The organism is Microbispora rosea, assembly GCF_044460045.1.
Classification (GTDB): domain Bacteria; phylum Actinomycetota; class Actinomycetes; order Streptosporangiales; family Streptosporangiaceae; genus Microbispora; species Microbispora rosea.
Window position 1 is genome coordinate 52,809 of sequence record NZ_JBITJO010000019.1, and the last position, 17,738, is coordinate 70,546.

The 17,738-nt window shown below is 69.8% G+C and carries 15 protein-coding genes; 8 read left to right on the forward strand and 7 right to left on the reverse strand.

What is annotated here, in order from left to right:
* Nucleotides 1-88: 88 nt before the first annotated feature.
* Nucleotides 89-4,177: a golvesin C-terminal-like domain-containing protein gene (locus ACIBK1_RS40040; RefSeq protein ID WP_396740851.1), complete on the reverse strand. Its 4,089-nt coding sequence runs from the start codon at nt 4,175-4,177 to the stop codon at nt 89-91.
* Between the two features lie 251 nt (nt 4,178-4,428).
* Nucleotides 4,429-4,797 carry a tyrosine-type recombinase/integrase gene (locus tag ACIBK1_RS40045; protein ID WP_396740853.1) on the reverse strand — a complete coding sequence of 123 codons (369 nt, stop codon included), beginning with the start codon at nt 4,795-4,797 and terminating at the stop codon, nt 4,429-4,431.
* Here ACIBK1_RS40045 and ACIBK1_RS40050 point away from each other — a divergent pair.
* A complete protein-coding gene (locus tag ACIBK1_RS40050) occupies nt 4,694-5,209 on the forward strand; it encodes a GNAT family N-acetyltransferase (RefSeq protein ID WP_396740855.1) in 516 nt (171 codons plus the stop codon). The two genes, ACIBK1_RS40045 and ACIBK1_RS40050, sit on opposite strands and share 104 nt — an antisense overlap.
* A gap of 88 nt (nt 5,210-5,297) precedes the next feature.
* On the opposite strand, the gene ACIBK1_RS40055 is transcribed toward ACIBK1_RS40050, so the two are convergent.
* Complete coding sequence (locus tag ACIBK1_RS40055) at nt 5,298-5,810, reverse strand: DUF6461 domain-containing protein (RefSeq protein ID WP_396740857.1); 513 nt, start codon at nt 5,808-5,810, stop codon at nt 5,298-5,300.
* Between the two features lie 171 nt (nt 5,811-5,981).
* On the opposite strand from ACIBK1_RS40055, the gene ACIBK1_RS40060 reads away from it, so the two are divergent.
* Nucleotides 5,982-6,491 (forward strand): VOC family protein, encoded by a 510-nt coding sequence (locus tag ACIBK1_RS40060; protein ID WP_239105040.1) that lies wholly within the window; start codon nt 5,982-5,984, stop codon nt 6,489-6,491.
* 221 nt (nt 6,492-6,712) lie between these two features.
* Here ACIBK1_RS40060 and ACIBK1_RS40065 read toward each other — a convergent pair whose 3' ends face one another.
* A complete protein-coding gene (locus tag ACIBK1_RS40065; protein WP_396740859.1) occupies nt 6,713-7,147 on the reverse strand; it encodes a MerR family transcriptional regulator in 435 nt (144 codons plus the stop codon).
* A 55-nt stretch (nt 7,148-7,202) separates the two neighbouring features.
* Between ACIBK1_RS40065 and ACIBK1_RS40070 the strand changes: the two genes are divergently transcribed.
* The 6 genes from ACIBK1_RS40070 (at nt 7,203) to sigJ (ending at nt 12,987) form a co-directional block, all read left to right on the forward strand.
* Nucleotides 7,203-8,120: an SDR family NAD(P)-dependent oxidoreductase gene (locus ACIBK1_RS40070; RefSeq protein WP_396740861.1), complete on the forward strand. Its 918-nt coding sequence runs from the start codon at nt 7,203-7,205 to the stop codon at nt 8,118-8,120.
* An 83-nt stretch (nt 8,121-8,203) separates the two neighbouring features.
* The gene (locus tag ACIBK1_RS40075) at nt 8,204-9,679 is read left to right on the forward strand and encodes a glycoside hydrolase family 43 protein (protein WP_396740863.1); all 1,476 of its coding nucleotides are present in this window, start codon (nt 8,204-8,206) and stop codon (nt 9,677-9,679) included.
* A gap of 203 nt (nt 9,680-9,882) precedes the next feature.
* A complete protein-coding gene (locus ACIBK1_RS40080; RefSeq protein WP_030509802.1) occupies nt 9,883-10,767 on the forward strand; it encodes an NmrA family NAD(P)-binding protein in 885 nt (294 codons plus the stop codon).
* Nucleotides 10,768-10,797: 30 nt separating this feature from the next.
* A complete protein-coding gene (locus tag ACIBK1_RS40085; RefSeq protein ID WP_396740865.1) occupies nt 10,798-11,658 on the forward strand; it encodes an NAD(P)H-binding protein in 861 nt (286 codons plus the stop codon).
* 7 nt (nt 11,659-11,665) lie between these two features.
* A complete protein-coding gene (locus ACIBK1_RS40090) occupies nt 11,666-12,052 on the forward strand; it encodes a DoxX family protein (RefSeq protein ID WP_387075135.1) in 387 nt (128 codons plus the stop codon).
* 32 nt (nt 12,053-12,084) lie between these two features.
* Complete coding sequence (gene sigJ, locus ACIBK1_RS40095; RefSeq protein WP_030509800.1) at nt 12,085-12,987, forward strand: RNA polymerase sigma factor SigJ; 903 nt, start codon at nt 12,085-12,087, stop codon at nt 12,985-12,987.
* A gap of 67 nt (nt 12,988-13,054) precedes the next feature.
* On the opposite strand, the gene ACIBK1_RS40100 is transcribed toward sigJ, so the two are convergent.
* The 3 genes from ACIBK1_RS40100 to ACIBK1_RS40110 form a co-directional block, all read right to left on the reverse strand.
* The gene (locus ACIBK1_RS40100; protein ID WP_396740868.1) at nt 13,055-16,138 is read right to left on the reverse strand and encodes a LamG-like jellyroll fold domain-containing protein; all 3,084 of its coding nucleotides are present in this window, start codon (nt 16,136-16,138) and stop codon (nt 13,055-13,057) included.
* A 162-nt stretch (nt 16,139-16,300) separates the two neighbouring features.
* Nucleotides 16,301-17,122: a carbohydrate ABC transporter permease gene (locus ACIBK1_RS40105; protein ID WP_396740870.1), complete on the reverse strand. Its 822-nt coding sequence runs from the start codon at nt 17,120-17,122 to the stop codon at nt 16,301-16,303.
* On the reverse strand, nt 17,119-17,738 hold a 620-nt coding region (locus ACIBK1_RS40110), incomplete at its 5' end, for a carbohydrate ABC transporter permease (RefSeq protein ID WP_396740872.1). The genes ACIBK1_RS40110 and ACIBK1_RS40105, both read right to left, overlap by 4 nt.

The following is a 17,738-nucleotide window of genomic DNA, read 5'->3' on the forward strand; positions in this document are numbered from 1 at the left end:
CCGGGTCGCCGGCAGCGCCTCCACGGGGAGGGACGGTGAGGCGGGGCGCCTCCATACGAGGTGCCCCGCCTCACCGTTTCTCCTGTGTCTACCAGCCTGTGTAGTTCACCCCGGAACTGCGCAGGTGGTTGCCGAGCACCGTCGCGAACTCCGTCGCCCCTCTCTTGGTGGGGTGCATGGAGCTGCGGCTCGCGCAGCGCACCCCGTCGGTGATGCAGCCGTCCCAGAGGTCACCGAAGTCGCCCGGGCCGGTCTTGGTGAACATGACGGGGTTGATCCATCTGTCGCTGTCGCACACCCCGTGCCCGGTGAACGCCGGCATGGAGTCGGCGAAGGACACCTCGAGCCCGGCGTCCCTCAGGATCCGGACGGTGTCCTTCGTCTCGTTGACCAGGTACTCGGCGACCCCGTGCAGGGTCGCCCGCTCGTAGGTGTCGAAGTGCGCGCAGTTCGGCGCGCTGCCGAACACGTCCGGGTAGCCCATGAGCACGATCTTTGCCTTCTTCCCGCGGGCCGCGTCGCCGTTCTCCGTCTTGCTCTCGATCTGCTGGAGGATATTCGCGACATTCGCCGGGTCTCCGGACACCGTCCGGTAGTTGAGCACGGCGGGAATGTCGGCCTCGAAGTGACCGTCGTCGTCGTTGCAGTTGAGGACGTAGCACTCCGCGATGACGTCGGACCACCTCGCGTCGTTGGCGCCGACCGACAGGGCGACCAGCGTCGTGTTCTTGTTCAGGAAGCCGCTGTTGAGCTGGGCCGCCTCCCGGAACCGACCGTCCGCGATCCCCCGGTAGTCCGACCAGGATCCGATCGGCTCATCCATCCAGTCGTACTGCGTCTTGGTCATGTCCAGCGTCCAGGCCCCGGAGCAGGCCACGAACGCGAAGTCGAGCCTCGGGTCGAAGGAGTCGGCAAGCTGGCCGATGGTCTGGGTCTCACCCGGGAGGACCGTCTGCCTGATCCAGGCGTCCTTGCTGCGCCGGCAGGCGTTCCACCGGGGGGTCTGGTACTCGAAGTCGGTCTCGGGGTAGTAGTTGCCGACTCCTTCGCCTGAGGTGATGGAGTCACCCATGGCGACGACGAAGTGCTTGGGCCGTTTCGCGAGCACCTGGAAGGCGATCGCGTCCCAGGAGATGGCAGCCGTGCCGTCGCCCTCCAGGTTCAGGTTGGTGAGCGACACCTTCGGGGTCCCGGCGAACTGGAAGACGCCCAGGTTGTACCACTCGTTCTGCTCCCGGCTCTGGTTCAGGTAGCGGGTCTCCGTGACGCCGTTGCCCAGGTCGACGGTGTACGGAGCCTGCTGCGTCTCCGCGCGCCGTTTCGGGATGTGGACGAGGACACGGGCCCACCCGTTGATGGCCTGATCCGGCTTCCAGGTGCCGGTCACCTGCATCACGCCGCCGTTCCTGGACCACGTCCGCGTGTACCCGAACCACTCATGGCCGCCGAACCCGTTGCCGAGCTGCTGGAAGTCGGCCCTGGCGGGCACCCTGCCGGCGGAGTCCTGGGCGAACTCGAAGGTCAGCGTGCCGTGGTTGGTCCACCCGGAGTTGTCGCAGCCGCCGCGGATCGCCGGGACGGTGACGTCGTCGACGATCAGGACCTTCGTCGTGTCCCCGGTGACGGGTGGGAGCCCGGGCGTCAGGCAGGGCGTCCACATGTCGGTGGGTTCGACGCGTTCCGTTCCGGCCCAGGTCGAGTCGTAGCGCAGCGACGCCTCGTTACCGCATGTCGACGGGCAGGTCTTCCACGTCTTGGGCAGGTGCCACCAGCACTTGGAGTCCGCCCGCTGGCACGTGCCGGGCCTGTTGTTCGAGGGCGGCTGACATTCGTTGTTGTCGGGTCCCGCGGAAGCCGGCACGCAGAAGGCGTTGACGTCCACGAACGACGTGTTGAGGACGGTGGGCACGACCTTGGTGCGGTCGCTGACGGCGGTCCACCAGGCGTAGTTGTACCCGCCCTCCGTGACGAGCTTGTTCGTGGCGGGGTCCAGGTAGGTCTTGGCGATCGGCCACGCCGCCCAGCCCAGCACCTTCTCCTGGTAGGGCCAGTCCTGCGGGTGCGCGGCGTCGGCGTAGCTGTTTCCGTCCAGGAACGGGTGCCGGTCCTGCCGATACGCGGGATTGGCGGGGTTGTTCAGCCAGCCCACACCCCACGCGCCGTTGTTCGGCTGATTGTTGGCGTCCCGTCCCCACGCGTCGGCCTTGACGTGCCAGCCCGAGTTGTACGCCCAGACGGCGAGATACCAGTTCTCGATCTTCGACGGGTCACCGTCGTTGATCTTCGCCATCCCGTTGGTGTCGGTCCAGATCTGGTTCCACTTGCTCGCCAGGGTGGACATCCCCGCGGCGATGTTGGTGACGTAGTCGAGGGCCACCCGCTTCTGCTTGTCGGCGTCCCACCCGGGGGCACCCTTTCTCATGTTGTCGGTCTGCTGGGAGATGCCGTACCCACAGTCGGACTGGGAGAAGTCGACCGCCCAGTCGTTGGTGGGGTCGCTGTCGTAGATGTTCACGCCGTAGTAGTTGCCGACGAGCGGGTTGCCGGTCTCGCCCTCCTGCACACTCCGCTGGGCCTGCCAGAGGTTGGACTCCTGCGCGAGGATGCCGAACATGATCGACACAGGGATGCGGCCGCCTCCCTGCAGGTCCGGGGCGGGGAACTCGGTCTGCGGGTTCCACCCGGGCAGCCCCGAGCCCTTCCAGTTGTTCGGGCGCGTCACCTGCAGCCGGTTCTTGAAGACGAGCTGGTCCACCGCCCACTCCACCTGGCGCCAGTGCGGCTGGTACACCTGGATCGCCGGGTCGTTGCGCGGGACGGCGCAGGTGTAGCCCTGGTCGACGGTCCCGGTGACGGCCGCGGTCACGGCGGCGCCCGCCGTCTTGGAGGTCAGCGCCAGCCGGGGGTTGGCCACACGTCCCGAGGAGGCGTCGGGGGCGAGGTCCGCGCCGGGCTGCACCTCGAAGCCGACGTCCGCCTTCGTCGCGACGACCCGCGCGGTGATGTCGACGGGCTCCCCGTCCGGCATGTCAGGGCTGACGCCGCGCTTGTCGTCGCCCTGGGAGGCGGCGGGGTCCGGCCGCCCGGCGGGTGGGGCGCCGGGTCCGGCGCGCAGTCCTCGCCGCGCCGCCGCCGTGATCGCCAGACCGCCCTCCGAGGACACGTCGGCCGTCGCCGGCGCGTCCAGCACCGACACGGCCTGGGGCAGGGCGCCGCGCCGCTCGGTCTTGCCCACGAGGAAGACGCGGCCGTTCGTGCCGGCGTGCACCGCCAGCTCGCCCAGGGGACCCGACGCCAGCTCCCGGGTCTCCCCGCGCAGGTACTGCCGGATCGTCACGGTCGCGCCGTCGCGCGCCGCGAAGGCCACGCCGCCGTCGGCGGTCGCGCGGAGGTCGAAGGGCACCGAGCCCGTGTCCGCGAGCTGCTTCAGCTCGCCGCCGGTCCGCACCTCCACGAGCCGCGGCCCGTGCGCCGCCACCAGCGTGTCTCCCACGGGGACGGCCGAGGTGACCTGGCCGGAGGCCACGACGGCCCGGGTCACGCGCTTGGTGGCGGTGTCCACCATGAGCAGGCGCGTGGTGTCGCGCTGCTCGCTGACGCCCTGTGTGAGCGCGACCGTGTCACCGGCGCCGCAGCCCGGGTTGAAGTAGGCGAGAGTCACCTGGTCCTTGAGCTTGGTGACCGTGCCGGTCTCGGCGTCGATGATCGCGGCGAACGCGCCCCGGCTGAACAGCCAGGACCGGTTGGTGAAGTGGCGCGGAGCGTAGACGGCCACGATCTTCTTGCCGGATCCGGTCAGGCAGGCGTTGCCGATCCACTGGTCGGTGTCCATGCCGGGCTCGCTGAGCGTGGCGACGGTCCGCCACTGGTAGCCCGTTCCGGCCGTCGCCGTGAGCACGTGGAACCCGGTCGCGTCACCGGCCGTGGTGACGGCGACATCAGTGGACTTCTGCCAGTTCGCGCCGAGCACGCGGTCACGCTGGGCCGGCTGGACGGACGATCGGTCGAGGTGTTCCGGCCGGTCCGCGGGCGGCTGGGCGGACCCCGGGGCGGCGGAGGCGGCCGGGGCGGTGGGCGCGGGGGCGGCCAGTGCGATGTTCGCGGGGGTGGTCAGTACGGACAGACAGGCGGCGATCGTGGCGCCGAGAAGCGGCAGCCGTCGCCGGTGGTGTCTCATAACGCTCCAGGGGTCGGTATGACGGGGAGACAAGGGGAGAGGAGAACCGAAGGCCGAAACCGTCACGCCGGGCGACGCCGACCTATAAGGTCTCCGACAGCATCGCGAGACCGGCTTGACACGGGCTTGCCATTCGCGGCCGTGCGCGCGCCTCACCAGGCCCGCACGGCCGGGGCGTGCGGCCCTCGGGGCCAGGGGCGTCAAGGTCCCGTCAAGCGAGCCCTTTCTCCCACCGCACCGTCGAGATGGGTTCACTCGTCCCACAGCGCCCGGCCTATCCGCGCCATGGCGTCGCCGGCCAGGTTCTCGGTGACGTGGGTGTAGCGCTTCGTCGTGGTGAGCTGGGAGTGGCCGAGGATCACCTGAACGACCCGCATGTCTATCCCCTGCTCCCAGAGCAGCGTCGCCGCCGCGATGCTGCCTGACAATCGCCTGGCAGCACGCGCATGAGCGGCGTCTTCGATGCCGAGGTATGCGAAAGTATGCGCCCGACGATTCCCCCTGCCGGAGGCATCCATGAGCATGTCCGACGTCATGTTGACCGGGTACGACGTCTTGCTGCGGCACTGGACCGAGCATGATGCGCCGGCGATGGTGGAACTTTTCGACACCTCGGACATCGCCTATCGCACCCCGCTTCCCTCTCCCTTCGACTTGGCCGCCGCACAGGAGTACTTGCGGATGATCCAAAGAACCCAGGCCGGCGGCCGGCGCCTTCACTTCGCTATCACCGTCGATGGACGACAGCCGCGAGGCGAGGTCTTGCTGAACTTGGAGACAAGCAGTCTTGGGTACGGCCTCGGCGCCGCCTACCGGGGACAGGGCTTGGCCGCTCGCGCAGTCCGGCTGATAACTGAGCACGCCCATCGAACTCTGGCTATGCCTCGCCTGTACGCACAGATCGAGCCCGACAACCACGCCAGCATCGCGGTAGCCCAAAGAGTCGGTTTCCAGCTCACGGACGAAGCACCTGACCGGGTAACCGACAAGGGACGCACCTACGAACTTCTCACCTGGGTGCACGCCGCCTGACGAGCCCGCCTGGCCACCGCCGACGGCGCCTAGCTCGAACAAGCTTCAGGGGCTGCACTGTCGAGCTGTGGAAAGGGGCCGAAGCGGCTCAATAATCGAGAACGCCGTGGGCAGCCACGACGTCGTTTGAAGCGTTCGGCCGCACCTCGGTGATGCGCTCGGCCAGCAGCATCGCAGCGGCGAGCCCGCCCTCCGACTTGTCGCCGACCAGCCCGAGCTCGACCCGGTCGGCCAGGTAGTCCTCCGCAATGCCGTCCTCGTCGCGGGGAAACAGCGGATCGAAGGACAGGATCCTGCGGCTGTCAACGTAATGCTCGAAAGACGCGACCATGTTCACGTTGACGAAGACACTCGCCGTGACCGTCCCAGCCGACAATGGCCGCAGCACCTCGTCCAGCGTGCCGGCGAAGCCGTTCCATTCGCTCAGAATGGCGCCGCCCTCGGCCAAGCGGGCAGAGATGAGACCCTCATCGAATTCGCCCTCTTCGTCATCACCGTCGAATACCTCGATGGCAAGGCGGGCCAGCGCCTCGTGCGGGGTAAGGCCGCGGACGAAGGTTGCGCAGAACGCATCGTCATCGAGCCAGTCGTAGTCGCTCATGGCAATCCTGTTCTCTCCGGGACAGATCATGGTGACTCTGGCATGCGAGTCCGACAAAGAAGCTGTACGGCAAGGAAGCCGACTGCCCTTCCAAATCCGATGGATGGGCGACCGCCCCGAGATCCGCCTGCCACCGGCCGACCCCCACCTCCGACGTGAGGACCTTGGCGAGTGGATCCCCCCGAGAACAGCCTCGCCGCCTCGGAGGGGCGCTGCGGCTCCGAAGTGATCACCAAGGCCTCGCTCATAGGCAAGGCTCCCTCGATCTTGTGGAAAGATCGCGGGATGCTGCGACTCACCGATTTCATCATCGACTGCCCGGACACGATGAAGCTGGCAGCCTTCTACTCCGAGGTGACGGGCCGCCCGATCAAGGAAGGCAGCCACGAGAACTGGGCCGGCATCAAGTTCGGCGAGATCGAGCTGGCCTTCATCCGGGTGGACGACTACCGCGCTCCGCAGTGGCCGGACAGCGAGCACCCCAAGCAGTTCCACCTCGACTTCGAAGTAGACGAGATCGAGTCCGAGCAGCGCCGCGTCCTCGACCTAGGCGCGACGCTGCAGCAGGACTTCGTGGGCCCCAACGGCTACGGCTGGCGGGTTTACACCGACCCGATCGGCCACCCCTTCTGCCTGTGCCGCAACAAGGGCTTCAACTGGACCGACCAGGGCCTGATCTGATCGAAACGCGACGAGGACCTGTCTCGAAGCCATCCGCCCTACTGCGCGGCGCCACGCCGTTTCGCCACTTTTCTTCCCGTTCGGGAGTCGATCCCCGCGATTGCGCAGGCCGCGGCCCTTCGTGTGCTTCCCGTCGCGGCTCCCTGAGCACCACGGCCGCCACCGGTGCCTGAAGTCGACCACTCCTCAGCGGGCGGCCTGCCTCCGCTGCGTGTGCGGGATCAGGGAGCCGGGGTCACGGCGTCCGGCATCGGCTGCTGTTGCCAGGGCTCTCCGGTGCCATCGGCGGCGAGGTGCCGTTCGTACGCCGCCACTTTGCCGTCGATGAGGTCGAGGCAGTCCTGCAGCTGTGCGAGTTGCGCGATGACGTGGCGCCGGTGCTCGCGCAGCACCTCGAGCCGTTCCGCTTCGTTGCCGCTGCCCTCGCGGACGAGCCGGGCCAGCCGGCTGATCGTCGCCAGCGGCATGCCGGAGGCACGGAACTTCACGCAGTTGCCCAGCCACTCGACGTCCCAGGTGCTGTACACCCGCCGGCCGGTCTCATCGCGCCGCACCTCGCCCGCGAGTAGCCCCGCACGCTCGTACAGCCGCAGCGCGTGCACGCTCAACCCGGTGCGCCTGGCCACCTCGCCGATATGCAGAACTTCAGCCCCCATCGGCTGATCTTAGCCAGTTGACCTAGACCTCGGTCTAGCACCTAGCGTCTGCCGCATGACCAGCGACACGACCAGCGGCACAGGGTCAAGCGCATTCGGCACGGGCCGCACCGCCGGCGAGGTCCTCGACGGGGGCGACCTCACCGGCAGGACCGCGGTTGTCACCGGCGGCTATTCCGGCCTGGGTCTCGCGGCCACCCGTGCGCTCGCGGACGCCGGCGCGCGAGTCATCGTCCCGGCTCGCCGGCCCGAGTCGGCGCACCAGGCACTCGCCGGCACCCAAGGGGTCGAGATCGACCGGCTCGACCTCGCCGACCTGGATTCCGTACGAGCGTTCGCCGAGCGGTTCCTGCGCAGGCAGGCCACCCTCGACATCCTGATCGCCGGCGCCGGGATCATGGCCTGCCCCGAAACCCGGGTGGGGCCCGGCTGGGAGGCGCACCATCTCGGCCACTACGCGCTGACGCAGTTGCTGTGGCCCGCCCTCACAGCCGCCGGTGCGGCCCGCGTCGTCTCGGTCTCCTCGGGCTACAGCGCGGACTGGCGCATCCGGTGGGACGACCTTCAGTTCACCCGTGGCTATGACAAGTGGGCCGCGTACGCGCAGTCCAAGCTCGCGAACATCCTGTTCGCCCGCCACCTGGACCGACTGGGCGCGCCGTACGGGGTCCGCGCCTTCTCGGTCAACCCCGGCTGGATCCTCACTCCGCTGCAGCGGCACCTCACGATCGACGAGATGGTCGCCGCAGGCTGGATCGACGCTGCGGGCAATCCGGCGCCCGGCCTGTTCAGGACACCCGAACAGGGCGCGGCGACACTGGTCTGGGCCGCCACATCGCGCGAGCTCGACGGGCGCGGCGGCGACTACTGCGCCGACTGCCGCATCACCGGCGGCGGCCCGGGAGACGACGGCGAGGCAGCCCGTCTCTGGGCGCTCTCGGCCGGCATGACGGGCCTCGACCTCGTCCGCTGAGCCCCGGTCTCCGGCCGGACGCGCAGCAGTTGCCGCCCGATTGCTTCCACCCGAGAATCGCCTAGAACAGAGAGGACATCGCGATGGTCGTCAACCCGGTGATCCCGGGGTTCCATCCCGACCCGAGCGTGTGCCAGGTCGGCGACGACTACTTCCTGGCCTGCTCCAGCTTCGAGTACTACCCGGGCGTACCGATCTTCCACAGCCGCGACCTGACGGCATGGACCCAGATCGGCAACGCGCTCGACCGGCCGTCCCAGTTGCGCCTGGTCACCGCGCCGTCCTCCGGCGGGATCTACGCGCCCACCCTGCGCCACCACGACGGCCTGTTTCTGCTGATGACGACCAACGTCTCCGACCGGGGCCACTTCATCGTGACGGCCCGAGATCCGGCCGGCCCCTGGTCGGATCCGATCGTGGTCGAGGGCCTGCCCGGTGTCGATCCGGACCTCGCCTGGGATGAGACCGGGACCTGCTGGTGCACCTACGCCACCTTCGGCGCCGAGGCAGGCACGATCATGCAGGTGCCCATAGACCCGCTGCGGGGAAAGATCCTCGACGCGCCCCGTCCCCTGTGGTCCGGCACCGGCCTCGCCGCACCGGAAGCGCCACACCTCTACCGGATCGACGGGAACTGGTATCTGCTGATCGCCGAGGGCGGCACCGCGCGTGGTCACGCGGTCTCGGTGGCCCGGGCGCCGACGGCCACCGGTCCGTTCCAGGGCTGCCCGGCCAACCCGGTCCTCAGCCACCGCAGCACCAGCTCACCGATCCAGAACACCGGCCATGGTGACCTGGTCCGGGCACCGGACGGGTCATGGCGAATGCTGCTGCTCGGCGTCCGTCCCCGCGGCGTCACGCCCGGCTACCACGTCCTGGGTCGCGAGACCTTCCTCACTCCGGTCCGGTGGGTGGACGGCTGGCCGCAGCCCGCGCCCGTGTCTCCGGGTGGTCCAGCCGCCGGCGTCCATGAACGGGACCACTTCGACGGCACGACCCTCGGGCCGCAATGGCTCTCGATCCGTCACCGGCCCCCGCACGCCTACTCCCTGGACGCCCGGCCGAGCTGGCTGACCCTGCACGCCGGCGCCGGGTCACTGGACGATCCGCTTCCGACGTTCGCCGGCCGACGCCAGCAGCACACCACCTGCCGCGTGCGGGTCCGCATGGACCCGGGCAGCGGCTGCGGCGGCCTGGCGGTACGACTCGACGAGCACCACCACTACCGAATCGAGGCCACCGCGGACAACGTCCGGTGCCTGGCCAGGATCGGCCCGCTCGCTCAGCCGGTCGCGACCTGCCCGGTCGACGCCGACGGTCCGATCGTGCTCGGCATCGACATCGTCCCCGGACCGGCGTCGGACGCGGTCGGCACACCACCCGACGTGGTTCGGCTGGGCGTCGAGGAAGACGGCCGCTTCACACCGCTCGCCGAGCTCGACGGACGCTACCTGTCGACTGAGGTGGCGGGTGGCTACACCGGGCGGGTCATCGGCGTGTACGCGGCGGAGGGCGTCGTCGCCTTCGACTGGTACGAGTACACGGGGACGGCAGGCTAGTTCGCCGTCGGACGCCCGCGGTCAGGGCCGTGGTCACCCTGGCTCACCCGGCCCCTGACCGAGACCTCTCCTGACAGTCGAGTGCTGTCGCCGTCCGCGATGTCACACTTCGCTCCCCGCCGGTCCTCTTAGGAGGCGTGGCCGTTCCCGCACGCGCACAGCGGGCGGGACGGCGTCACCCACGTCGACAAGGAGCACTCGGCATGACCATTCTCGTCACCGGAGCCACCGGCACCGTCGGCCGGCAGGTCGTCCGCCATCTGCTGGAGCGCGGCGCGAAGGTGCGGGTGCTGACCCGGGACCCCGGCCGCGCCGTCCTGCCGTACGGCGTCGAGGCTGTGGGCGGTGACCTCACCGACGCCGCCGGCCTGGAGGGAGCCTTCGACGGCGTCACCGCCGTCCACCTGATCAATTTCGGCGTCGGCTACCGGCCTCTCGCCAACGGACGCGACATCGTCGCGCTCGCGGAACGGGCCGGGGTCGCCAAGGCCACCGTCCTGGGCGGCTGGCAGGAGGGCACGCTGGAGCCGGCCGTCAGGGCGAGCGGCCTGGAGTGGACCCTCCTGCGGCCGACGCAGTTCATGGCCAACTTCCTGAACGACTGGGGCGAGTCGCTGCGGACCACCGGGCGGGTGCGTGAGCCGTACGGCGATCGGCAGAGCCCGCCGGTAGACGAGTACGACATCGGCGCCGTCGCGGCGGCGGTGCTGACGCAGGACGGTCACGGCGGCAGGTCCTACCACCTCACCGGCCCCGAGGTGCTGACCGCACGGCGGATGGTCGCGATCATCGCCGAGGCGACCGGCCGCGATCTGCGGTTCGAGGAGCTCACCCCCGACGAGGTGCGCCGCGAGTGGAGCGTGCCGGACCGGCGTCCGCAGCTGGCCCTCTTCCGTGCGTTCGCGGAGATCGAGGGAGCCGACGAGACGGACCTGGTGGAGAGCCTGCTGCGGGTCTACGGCACGCCCAGCGACTTCGCCACCAGGCTCACCGGCGATGTCGAGCAGGTCGTCGGCCGGCCGCCGCGCACGTTCGCCCAATGGGCCGCCGACAACGCCCGTCATTTCCTGCCCACCGGCCCGCGCTGACCTCACGCTGACCTCACGAAGGCGAAATCCATGATCCTCATCACCGGAGCGACCGGCGCCGTCGGGCGTCTCGTCGTCCAGCAGCTCCTCGCCGAAGGCGCCCGCGTGCGCGCCGTGAGCCGATCTCCGCACGACGCGGCTCTGCCGCACGGCGTTGAGGTCGTCCAGGGCGATCCGGCCCGGCCCGGCACGATGGCCGGGCACTTCGCCGGCGTCGAGGCGGTCTTCCTGCACCCGCGCACCTTCGGCGACTCCGCCGACGGGCTCCTGGCCCTGGCCGCCGAGCGGGGCGTGCGCAGAGTGGTGGCCCTGTCGGCGATGAACATCGATGACCCGTTCGACCTGCAGCCGTCTCGTTGGCGGGGAGACCGGAACAAGGAGGCCGAGGAAGCGGCCGTCGCCAGCGGCCTGGCCTGGACCAGCCTGCGCGCCAGCGCCTTCGCCGGCAACACCCTCCAGGCATGGGGCGCCCAGATCCGGGCCGGAGACGTCGTGCGCTACGTGCACGCGGGCTTCCGGGAGTCCGTGCTCGACGAGCGGGATCTGGCCGAGGTCGCGGCCCGCGCGCTGCTCACCGACGAGCTGGCGGGCCGCCGGCTGGAGCTCACCGGGCCGGAGTCGCTGTCGCACGAGGAGATGGTGGCCGTGATCGCCGCCGCGCTCGGCAGGCCCCTGCGCTTCGAGGAGGTCCCGTCGCGGGCCGTCGCCGCGCACCTGATCGGCGTGGGGCTGCCCGAGCCGTTCGTGCGTACGCTGATGGCCCGGTACGACCACTACGCCGGCCGCGACCAGCACCCCCCGACGGGTGAGCTCGACAAGGTCCTCGGCCGTCCGGCACGGACGTACGCCGACTGGGTGGCCGACCACGTCGCCGCCTTCCGTAACGGCTGAGCCTCCGATGCCGACCGCCTACGTCGTCGCCGCTGTGGTGACCATCGCCTTCGACACGTTCTCCGGATTCGCGGCCATGACCCGGTTCGCGCCGATCATGCGTACCCTCGGCCCCGCGCTCGCCCGAGCCGGCGTGCCGGAGTCGTGGCTGGTCTGGCCGATCGGCGCGCTGAAGGCCCTGGGCGCGCTGGGACTCGCGCTGGGGCTGCTCGGCGTGCCCCTCGTCGGCACGGCCGCCGCCGCGGGCCTCGTCCTCTATTTCGTCTGCGCCCTGTACACCCATCTGCGCGTCGGCGACTTCTCGCCCCAGTTCTACCTGGCGATCGTGTTCCTCGGCCTGGCGGTCGCCACGCTGGCGCTCGATCCCGCCCTGGTGCTGCACGCGACGCGCTGATCCGGTATCCGTTAGCGGTAAGGAGTCCAATGATGCGTGAAAGTCCCCCGGCCGACGCCTCCGAGGTGTTCGCCGGCCACCGCGAGCTGTTGTTCTCCATCGTCTACACCATGCTCGGCACGGTCGGCGACACCGAGGACGTGCTCCAGGAGACGTGGCTCGCGTGGGCGGCACGGGATGTGGCCGGCATCGACAATCCCCGCGCCTACCTGGTGCGTGTCGCGGTCAACCAGGCCCTCGCCCATCAGAGCGCGTTGCGCAGGCGCAAGGAGACCTACCTGGGCCCGTGGCTGCCGGAACCGCTGGTCACAGGCCCCGACGCCGCGGAACCCGCCGTACGCGGGGAGTCGGTGTCGATCGCGCTGCTGGTGATCCTGGAGACGCTCACCCCGCTGGAGCGGGCCGTGTTCGTCCTGCACGAGGTGTTCGCCTACCAGCACACCGAGATCGCCGACATGCTGGACCGCAGCCCGGCCGCGATCCGGCAGGTCGCCCACCGGGCCCGCGAACACGTGCAGGCGCGGCGCCCCCGCGCCCGGGTCGACCGGCGTACGCACCGGGAGGTGACCGAGCGCTTCGTCGAGGCGGCGTTCGGCGGTGACCTGCCCGCGCTGATGGAGATGCTCGCGCCGGACGTCGTCCTGTGGCCCGACGGCGGAGGCAAGTCGGCGGCGGGCGGGCCGCGTCCGATCCGTGGCCGCGACAAGGTCGCCCGCGTGGTCGTGGCCAACGCGCGCGGCGGCGTGGACGTCCGCTACCGCCAGGTCAACGGCGACCCCTCCGTGGTCGTCTTCGAGGAGGACGCGCCCCTCGCGGTGATGGTGCTCGATCTCGACGCGGGCGGGGAGCAGGTGCGCGACATCTACGTGGTCAGCAACCCCGACAAGCTCGGCACCGTCTCCGGAGACGGTGCCGAGACCCCAGGACCGGCATGACACGATGAAGGGCCGGGCGCCCGCACCTGCTTCAACCAGGACGCCCGGCCCACGACATCGGCCGGTTTTATCCGATGCGCGACCAGGGACCGTTCGGGTCGCCCGGCTTCTGGTTGCGGGTCCACCACTTCGCCTCGTAGGCGACGCCCTGGTATTCCGCCCGGTCGCCGGCGACGAAGATCCGTGACGGGGTCCAGACAGCGGTGCCGTCCGACGTGGACACGATCTCCTGCCACGGGCCGTACGGGTCGCCGGGGGCCTGGTTCTTCGTCCACCACGAGGCGCGCCAGACCGAGCCCTTGTAGGACACCTGGTCGCCGGTGTCGTAGACCGAGGTGGCGGCCCAGGCCGCAGGGTTGCCGATGACGATGGGGACGATCCGCTCGGTGGTCAGCCCGTTCGCGCCGACCGCGTCGATCTTGAGCTGGTAGGTGCCGTTCGGGTAGGCGGTGGTGTCGAGGACGAGGTCGGGGTGGAGCCCGTCGTTGTGGCTGCCGGGCGCCTTGGTGTTGTCGGTCAGCCAGACACCGTCGCGGTTGAGTTCGATGTAGGTGTAGGACACGTCCGACGCGGCGCCACCGAGGTCGACGGTGAAGGTCGGCGTGCCGGAGACGGTGGCGCCGTCGGCCACCGAGACGCCCTTGATCGTCAGGTAGGGCGCGAGGGTCCAGAAGTGGTCGGGGACGGCGGCGGCGCCGGTCGCGGGCGCCGGGCTGGCGACGAGGGTCGCGTTGCGTCCGTTCCCCGACGAGTCGGCGACGGCCGTTCCCGTGCTCTCGTCGAACGTGTAGCGCAGGACGTCGCCCGATCCGGCCTGCCCGGTCGCGAGCGTGGACACCTCGGACGCGGTCAGCGCGCGGCTGTAGACGTTGAAGTCGTCCACCGCGGCGGCCAGGTAGGGGTCCCCCGAATACTGCGAGCGGCCGATCCAGTTCTGGGTGGTGTTGCCGAGGCTGGACGGGCGCAGGGTGAGATTGGCGTTGGTGCCTGCGACCTTGTCGTTGACGTAGAGGGTGCCGGTGGTGCCGGACACGGTCACCGTCACCAGCGACCAGGTGTTGAGCGGGAGCGACGTGGTGGAGCTGATCAGCTGCTCTCCGCCGGCGCCGCTGGTCGTGATGGCGAACCGGAGCCCGGCGCCATTGGTGAGCGTCAGGAACATGTAGTTCGACGCGCCGGTGCCGAAGTCGAACACGCGCGACCACGTGGAGTTTTTAGTGGGGTTGACCCACGTCGAGACCGTGAAGTCGCCGGTGACGCCGCTCACCGCGCCACGCGGCACGTTGACGTACTGGTTGGCTCCGGACAGCGCGACGGCCTTGCCGAGCTTGCCGGTCACCCGGGTGCCGCCGATGCCGGAGGACGTGACGGTGGTGTCACTCCACTGCACGACCTGGGCGCCCGAGTCCTTGCTCATGCCGTCGACGGCGAGCACCAGGCCCGTGTCGTAGTTCACGAGCTGGTTGTGGCCCTTCCCGTCGGGCACGACCTGCCAGAGCTGCGTGTTGCCGCCGGTGTCGGTCTCCACGACGGTGGACGCGCCGTTGCCGGACGAGGCGTCCTTCACCCCGAGCACCAGCCCACTGGCCGCGTTGACCACCTTGTGGAGGCCGGAACCGGTGGAGACCAGCTTCCACCGCTGCGTGGCGCCGCCCGCGACGGTGGCCTGGTTCACGAGGGTCCCGGCCGATGTCCCCGCATCGTGGGTGTCGAGCGCGAGCCCGCTGTTGAGGTTGGTGATCCGATAGGTGCTCTCGAGGCCGGTCGCCTCGCCGTCGCCGCTGATCACCAGGTGATAGGCGTCGGCGGAGCTCATCGCCACCGGCACGGTGATGGAGCCGTCGGTCACCTGGTAGACGGTGTCGGAGATGGTGATCGGGCCGGCGACGGGGTTGGTGCGCCCGTACGACGGGGTGTACTCGAGCTTCGCGTGGACGGTCCCGCCCAGGGCGAGCTTGTCCAGTCCGTCGACCTTGACGGCGGTGGCGCCGCTGCCGCCGCCGAAGACCACGCTGACCTGCTTCTTGTCGGCGGGCACGGCGGCGGCGCCGTCGAGGCCGGTCGTGGCGTTGGGCGGGGTGGTGGTGACCATGTCCCCGCTCATGTCGGCGTACCACTTGTAGAGCCAGTAGGCGCCGTTCGGGTTCCCGCCGGTCCCGGTCAGCAGGTCGCCGAGCGCGCCGTAGCCGTTCCAGAACGCGAGCTCCGCGTCGTGGATGCCGTAACGCTCGAACTTCGCGATGTATCCCACCAGGGAGCCCGGAATGCCGACCTCGGACGGCGCCGCGTACTCCTCGATCGAGATCGGGCGGGGGCTGATGCCGAGGTCCTTCATGATGGCGTCGACCTTGGCGAGGTCACCCACGATCTTGCCCGAGTTGATCAGTTCGTGCCAGGAGATGATGTCGGGAACCGTGTCGGTCTCGACCGCGTTCCGCAGGAAGTTCTCCATGTCGTTGATGTTGTCGGAGAAGCTCGGGCCCTGGATCGGCGTGGTCGGGTCGAGCGACCGCACCTGGCGGAAGGTCTTCGTCCAGAAGTCCTCGTAGGTGCCGTTGGACGCGAGCCAGGTGTTGTCCGACTCGTTCCACAGCTCCCAGGCAACCATGTTCGTCGCTCCGGACGCCTGGACGGCCTTGACCTGCTGCTCCACGACGCCCGGCCAGGTGTCCCAGCTGAACCTGTACGGCCAGCCCGCGTAGTAGTCCGACAGGCGGTTGACGACCTTCGCGCCCGCTCTGGCCGCCTTGCCGGCGACCACCAGCACGTCGCCCTTCGCCTGCTGCTTGCCGCCCACAGCCATCTGGACGAACGTGTTCGGCTTGATGGCCTTGACGAGGTCGTCGGAGGGCGTCGCGTCGTCGGCGAGGCCGTACAGGGAGCCCGTCGCGACATGCGTGACCGGTCGGAACGGCTGGTCGGCCTTCACCACGAGCGTGGCCGCGGGGGCCGGCGCGGTGGTCGGCGCGGTGGTCGGCGCCGTGGTCGGCGCCGTGGCCGCGGACGCGGGCGTGGCGGAGAGGGCGGCTCCGGCGGCCACGCTCGCGAGCGCGGCCGCCAGAGCCGCCGCGCGGCGGGACGCGCTCCGGAACCGGCTGCGGCCGAGGCGCGGGGCTAAAGCACTCCCGGGGGGAAATGCCGATCGGGACATGGGTGGTACTCCTTTGTGTTGCGTGAACGAGGGGACGTTCACCTTTCTGCGCGTCGTCCACGAGAACTCCCGGCGCTGCGGAGCTCCCCGCCTCGAAGTGTTAGCGCTAACATTTCGAGCGAGCGGTGGACGACGACGTTCTTGTGGGGGCGGAACGCTTCCTCAGTCCTTGACGGCGCCGGCCGTGACCCCGGCCGCGACGTAGCGCTGGGCGATGACGAGGAGCACGGTGGCCGGGATGGACGCGACGACCGCGGTCGCCATGATGGCGTTCCACTGCTGGTTGTTGTTGCCGATGTAGTGGTAGATGCCGAGCGTGATCGGCTGGTGGCCGCCGCCCTGGTCGAGGGTGGAGGCGAAGACGAAGTCGGACCAGGCCCACAGGAACGTGAACAGCGACACCGTGATGACCGAGTTGCGGCTGACCGGCAGCACGACCGACCAGAACGTGCGCAGCGCGCCCGCGCCGTCCACCCGGGCCGCGTGCATCAGCTCCTCGGGAATGCCGGACATGAACGCGGTGAGGATCAGCACGGCGAACGGCACCGCGAGGGTGGAGTCGGCCACGATCAGCCCCGGCACGGTGTTCAGCACCCCGGTGCTCAGGTAGATCGCGTAGAACCCCATGGCCATGATCACGCCAGGGATCATCTGCGCGATCAGCAGCACGAAGCTCAGCACGCCGCCGCCGCGCGGGCGCAGCTTGGCCAGCGAGTACGCCGCCGGGGCCGCGATCACCAGCGTCAGGACCACGGTGCCCAGCCCCACCACGAGGCTGGTGGCGAGGTAGGGCCCCTGCTGCTCCAGCACCGCCCGGTAGCCCTCAAGCGTCCCGTGCACGGGGAACCAGTACGGCGGCGACTTGCGCATGTCCTGGTCGCGGGTGAACGAGACGTTGATCATCCAGTAGACCGGGAACAGCATGAGCACGGTGAACACCAGGCCCAGGCCGGTCCGCCACCAGGTGCGCCGGGTCGCCGTCATGCCGCCCCCTGCCTTCGCTGCGTACGGATGTAGACGAGGCCGAAGACCAGGGCGATCACGATCAGCAGGTTGCCGACCGCCGCGCCGGGGCCGAAGGAGGGCAGCATGTTGCCGAAGCCCAGCCGGTAGGACCAGGTGGCGAGCGTCGTGGACGCGTCGCTCGGGCCGCCCTTCGTCATGATCCAGATGATGTCGAACACTTTCAGCGTGTAGACCAGCCCGAGCAGCAGCGTGATCGCCGAGACCGGCCGCAGCAGCGGGAACGTCACCCGCCAGAACCGCTGCCAGCCGGTCGCGCCGTCCAGGGCCGCCGCCTCGTAGATGTGGGTGGGGATCGCCTGGAGGCCGCTGTACAGCACCACCAGGTTGAACGGGATCCCGATCCAGATGTTGGCGATGGTCACCGACCACAGCGACCAGTCCGGCGACGTCAGCCAGTTGACCGGGTCGATCCCCACCGCCGCGAGCACCGCGTTGACCACGCCCGACTCGCTGTTGAGCATCCACGACCACGTCGAGGAGGACACGATCAGCGGCAGCAGCCACGGCACCAGGAACAGCGCCCGCAGCGTCGCCGACAGCCGGAAGTTCCGGCTGAAGAACACCGCCAGCGCGA

Excerpts from the sequence above, each read along its gene's own strand:
- sigJ (WP_030509800.1), top strand. The coding sequence starts at position 12,085 with ATGCGTGAAAGTCCCCCGGCCGACGCCTCCGAGGTGTTCGCCGGCCAC.
- ACIBK1_RS40105 (WP_396740870.1), bottom strand. The coding sequence starts at position 17,122 with ATGACGGCGACCCGGCGCACCTGGTGGCGGACCGGCCTGGGCCTGGTG.
- ACIBK1_RS40050 (WP_396740855.1), top strand. The coding sequence starts at position 4,694 with ATGAGCATGTCCGACGTCATGTTGACCGGGTACGACGTCTTGCTGCGG.
- ACIBK1_RS40100 (WP_396740868.1), bottom strand. The coding sequence starts at position 16,138 with ATGTCCCGATCGGCATTTCCCCCCGGGAGTGCTTTAGCCCCGCGCCTC.
- ACIBK1_RS40080 (WP_030509802.1), top strand. The coding sequence starts at position 9,883 with ATGACCATTCTCGTCACCGGAGCCACCGGCACCGTCGGCCGGCAGGTC.
- ACIBK1_RS40070 (WP_396740861.1), top strand. The coding sequence starts at position 7,203 with ATGACCAGCGACACGACCAGCGGCACAGGGTCAAGCGCATTCGGCACG.
- ACIBK1_RS40065 (WP_396740859.1), bottom strand. The coding sequence starts at position 7,147 with ATGGGGGCTGAAGTTCTGCATATCGGCGAGGTGGCCAGGCGCACCGGG.
- ACIBK1_RS40040 (WP_396740851.1), bottom strand. The coding sequence starts at position 4,177 with ATGAGACACCACCGGCGACGGCTGCCGCTTCTCGGCGCCACGATCGCC.
- ACIBK1_RS40075 (WP_396740863.1), top strand. The coding sequence starts at position 8,204 with ATGGTCGTCAACCCGGTGATCCCGGGGTTCCATCCCGACCCGAGCGTG.
- ACIBK1_RS40090 (WP_387075135.1), top strand. The coding sequence starts at position 11,666 with ATGCCGACCGCCTACGTCGTCGCCGCTGTGGTGACCATCGCCTTCGAC.
- ACIBK1_RS40045 (WP_396740853.1), bottom strand. The coding sequence starts at position 4,797 with ATGTCCGAGGTGTCGAAAAGTTCCACCATCGCCGGCGCATCATGCTCG.
- ACIBK1_RS40085 (WP_396740865.1), top strand. The coding sequence starts at position 10,798 with ATGATCCTCATCACCGGAGCGACCGGCGCCGTCGGGCGTCTCGTCGTC.
- ACIBK1_RS40055 (WP_396740857.1), bottom strand. The coding sequence starts at position 5,810 with ATGAGCGACTACGACTGGCTCGATGACGATGCGTTCTGCGCAACCTTC.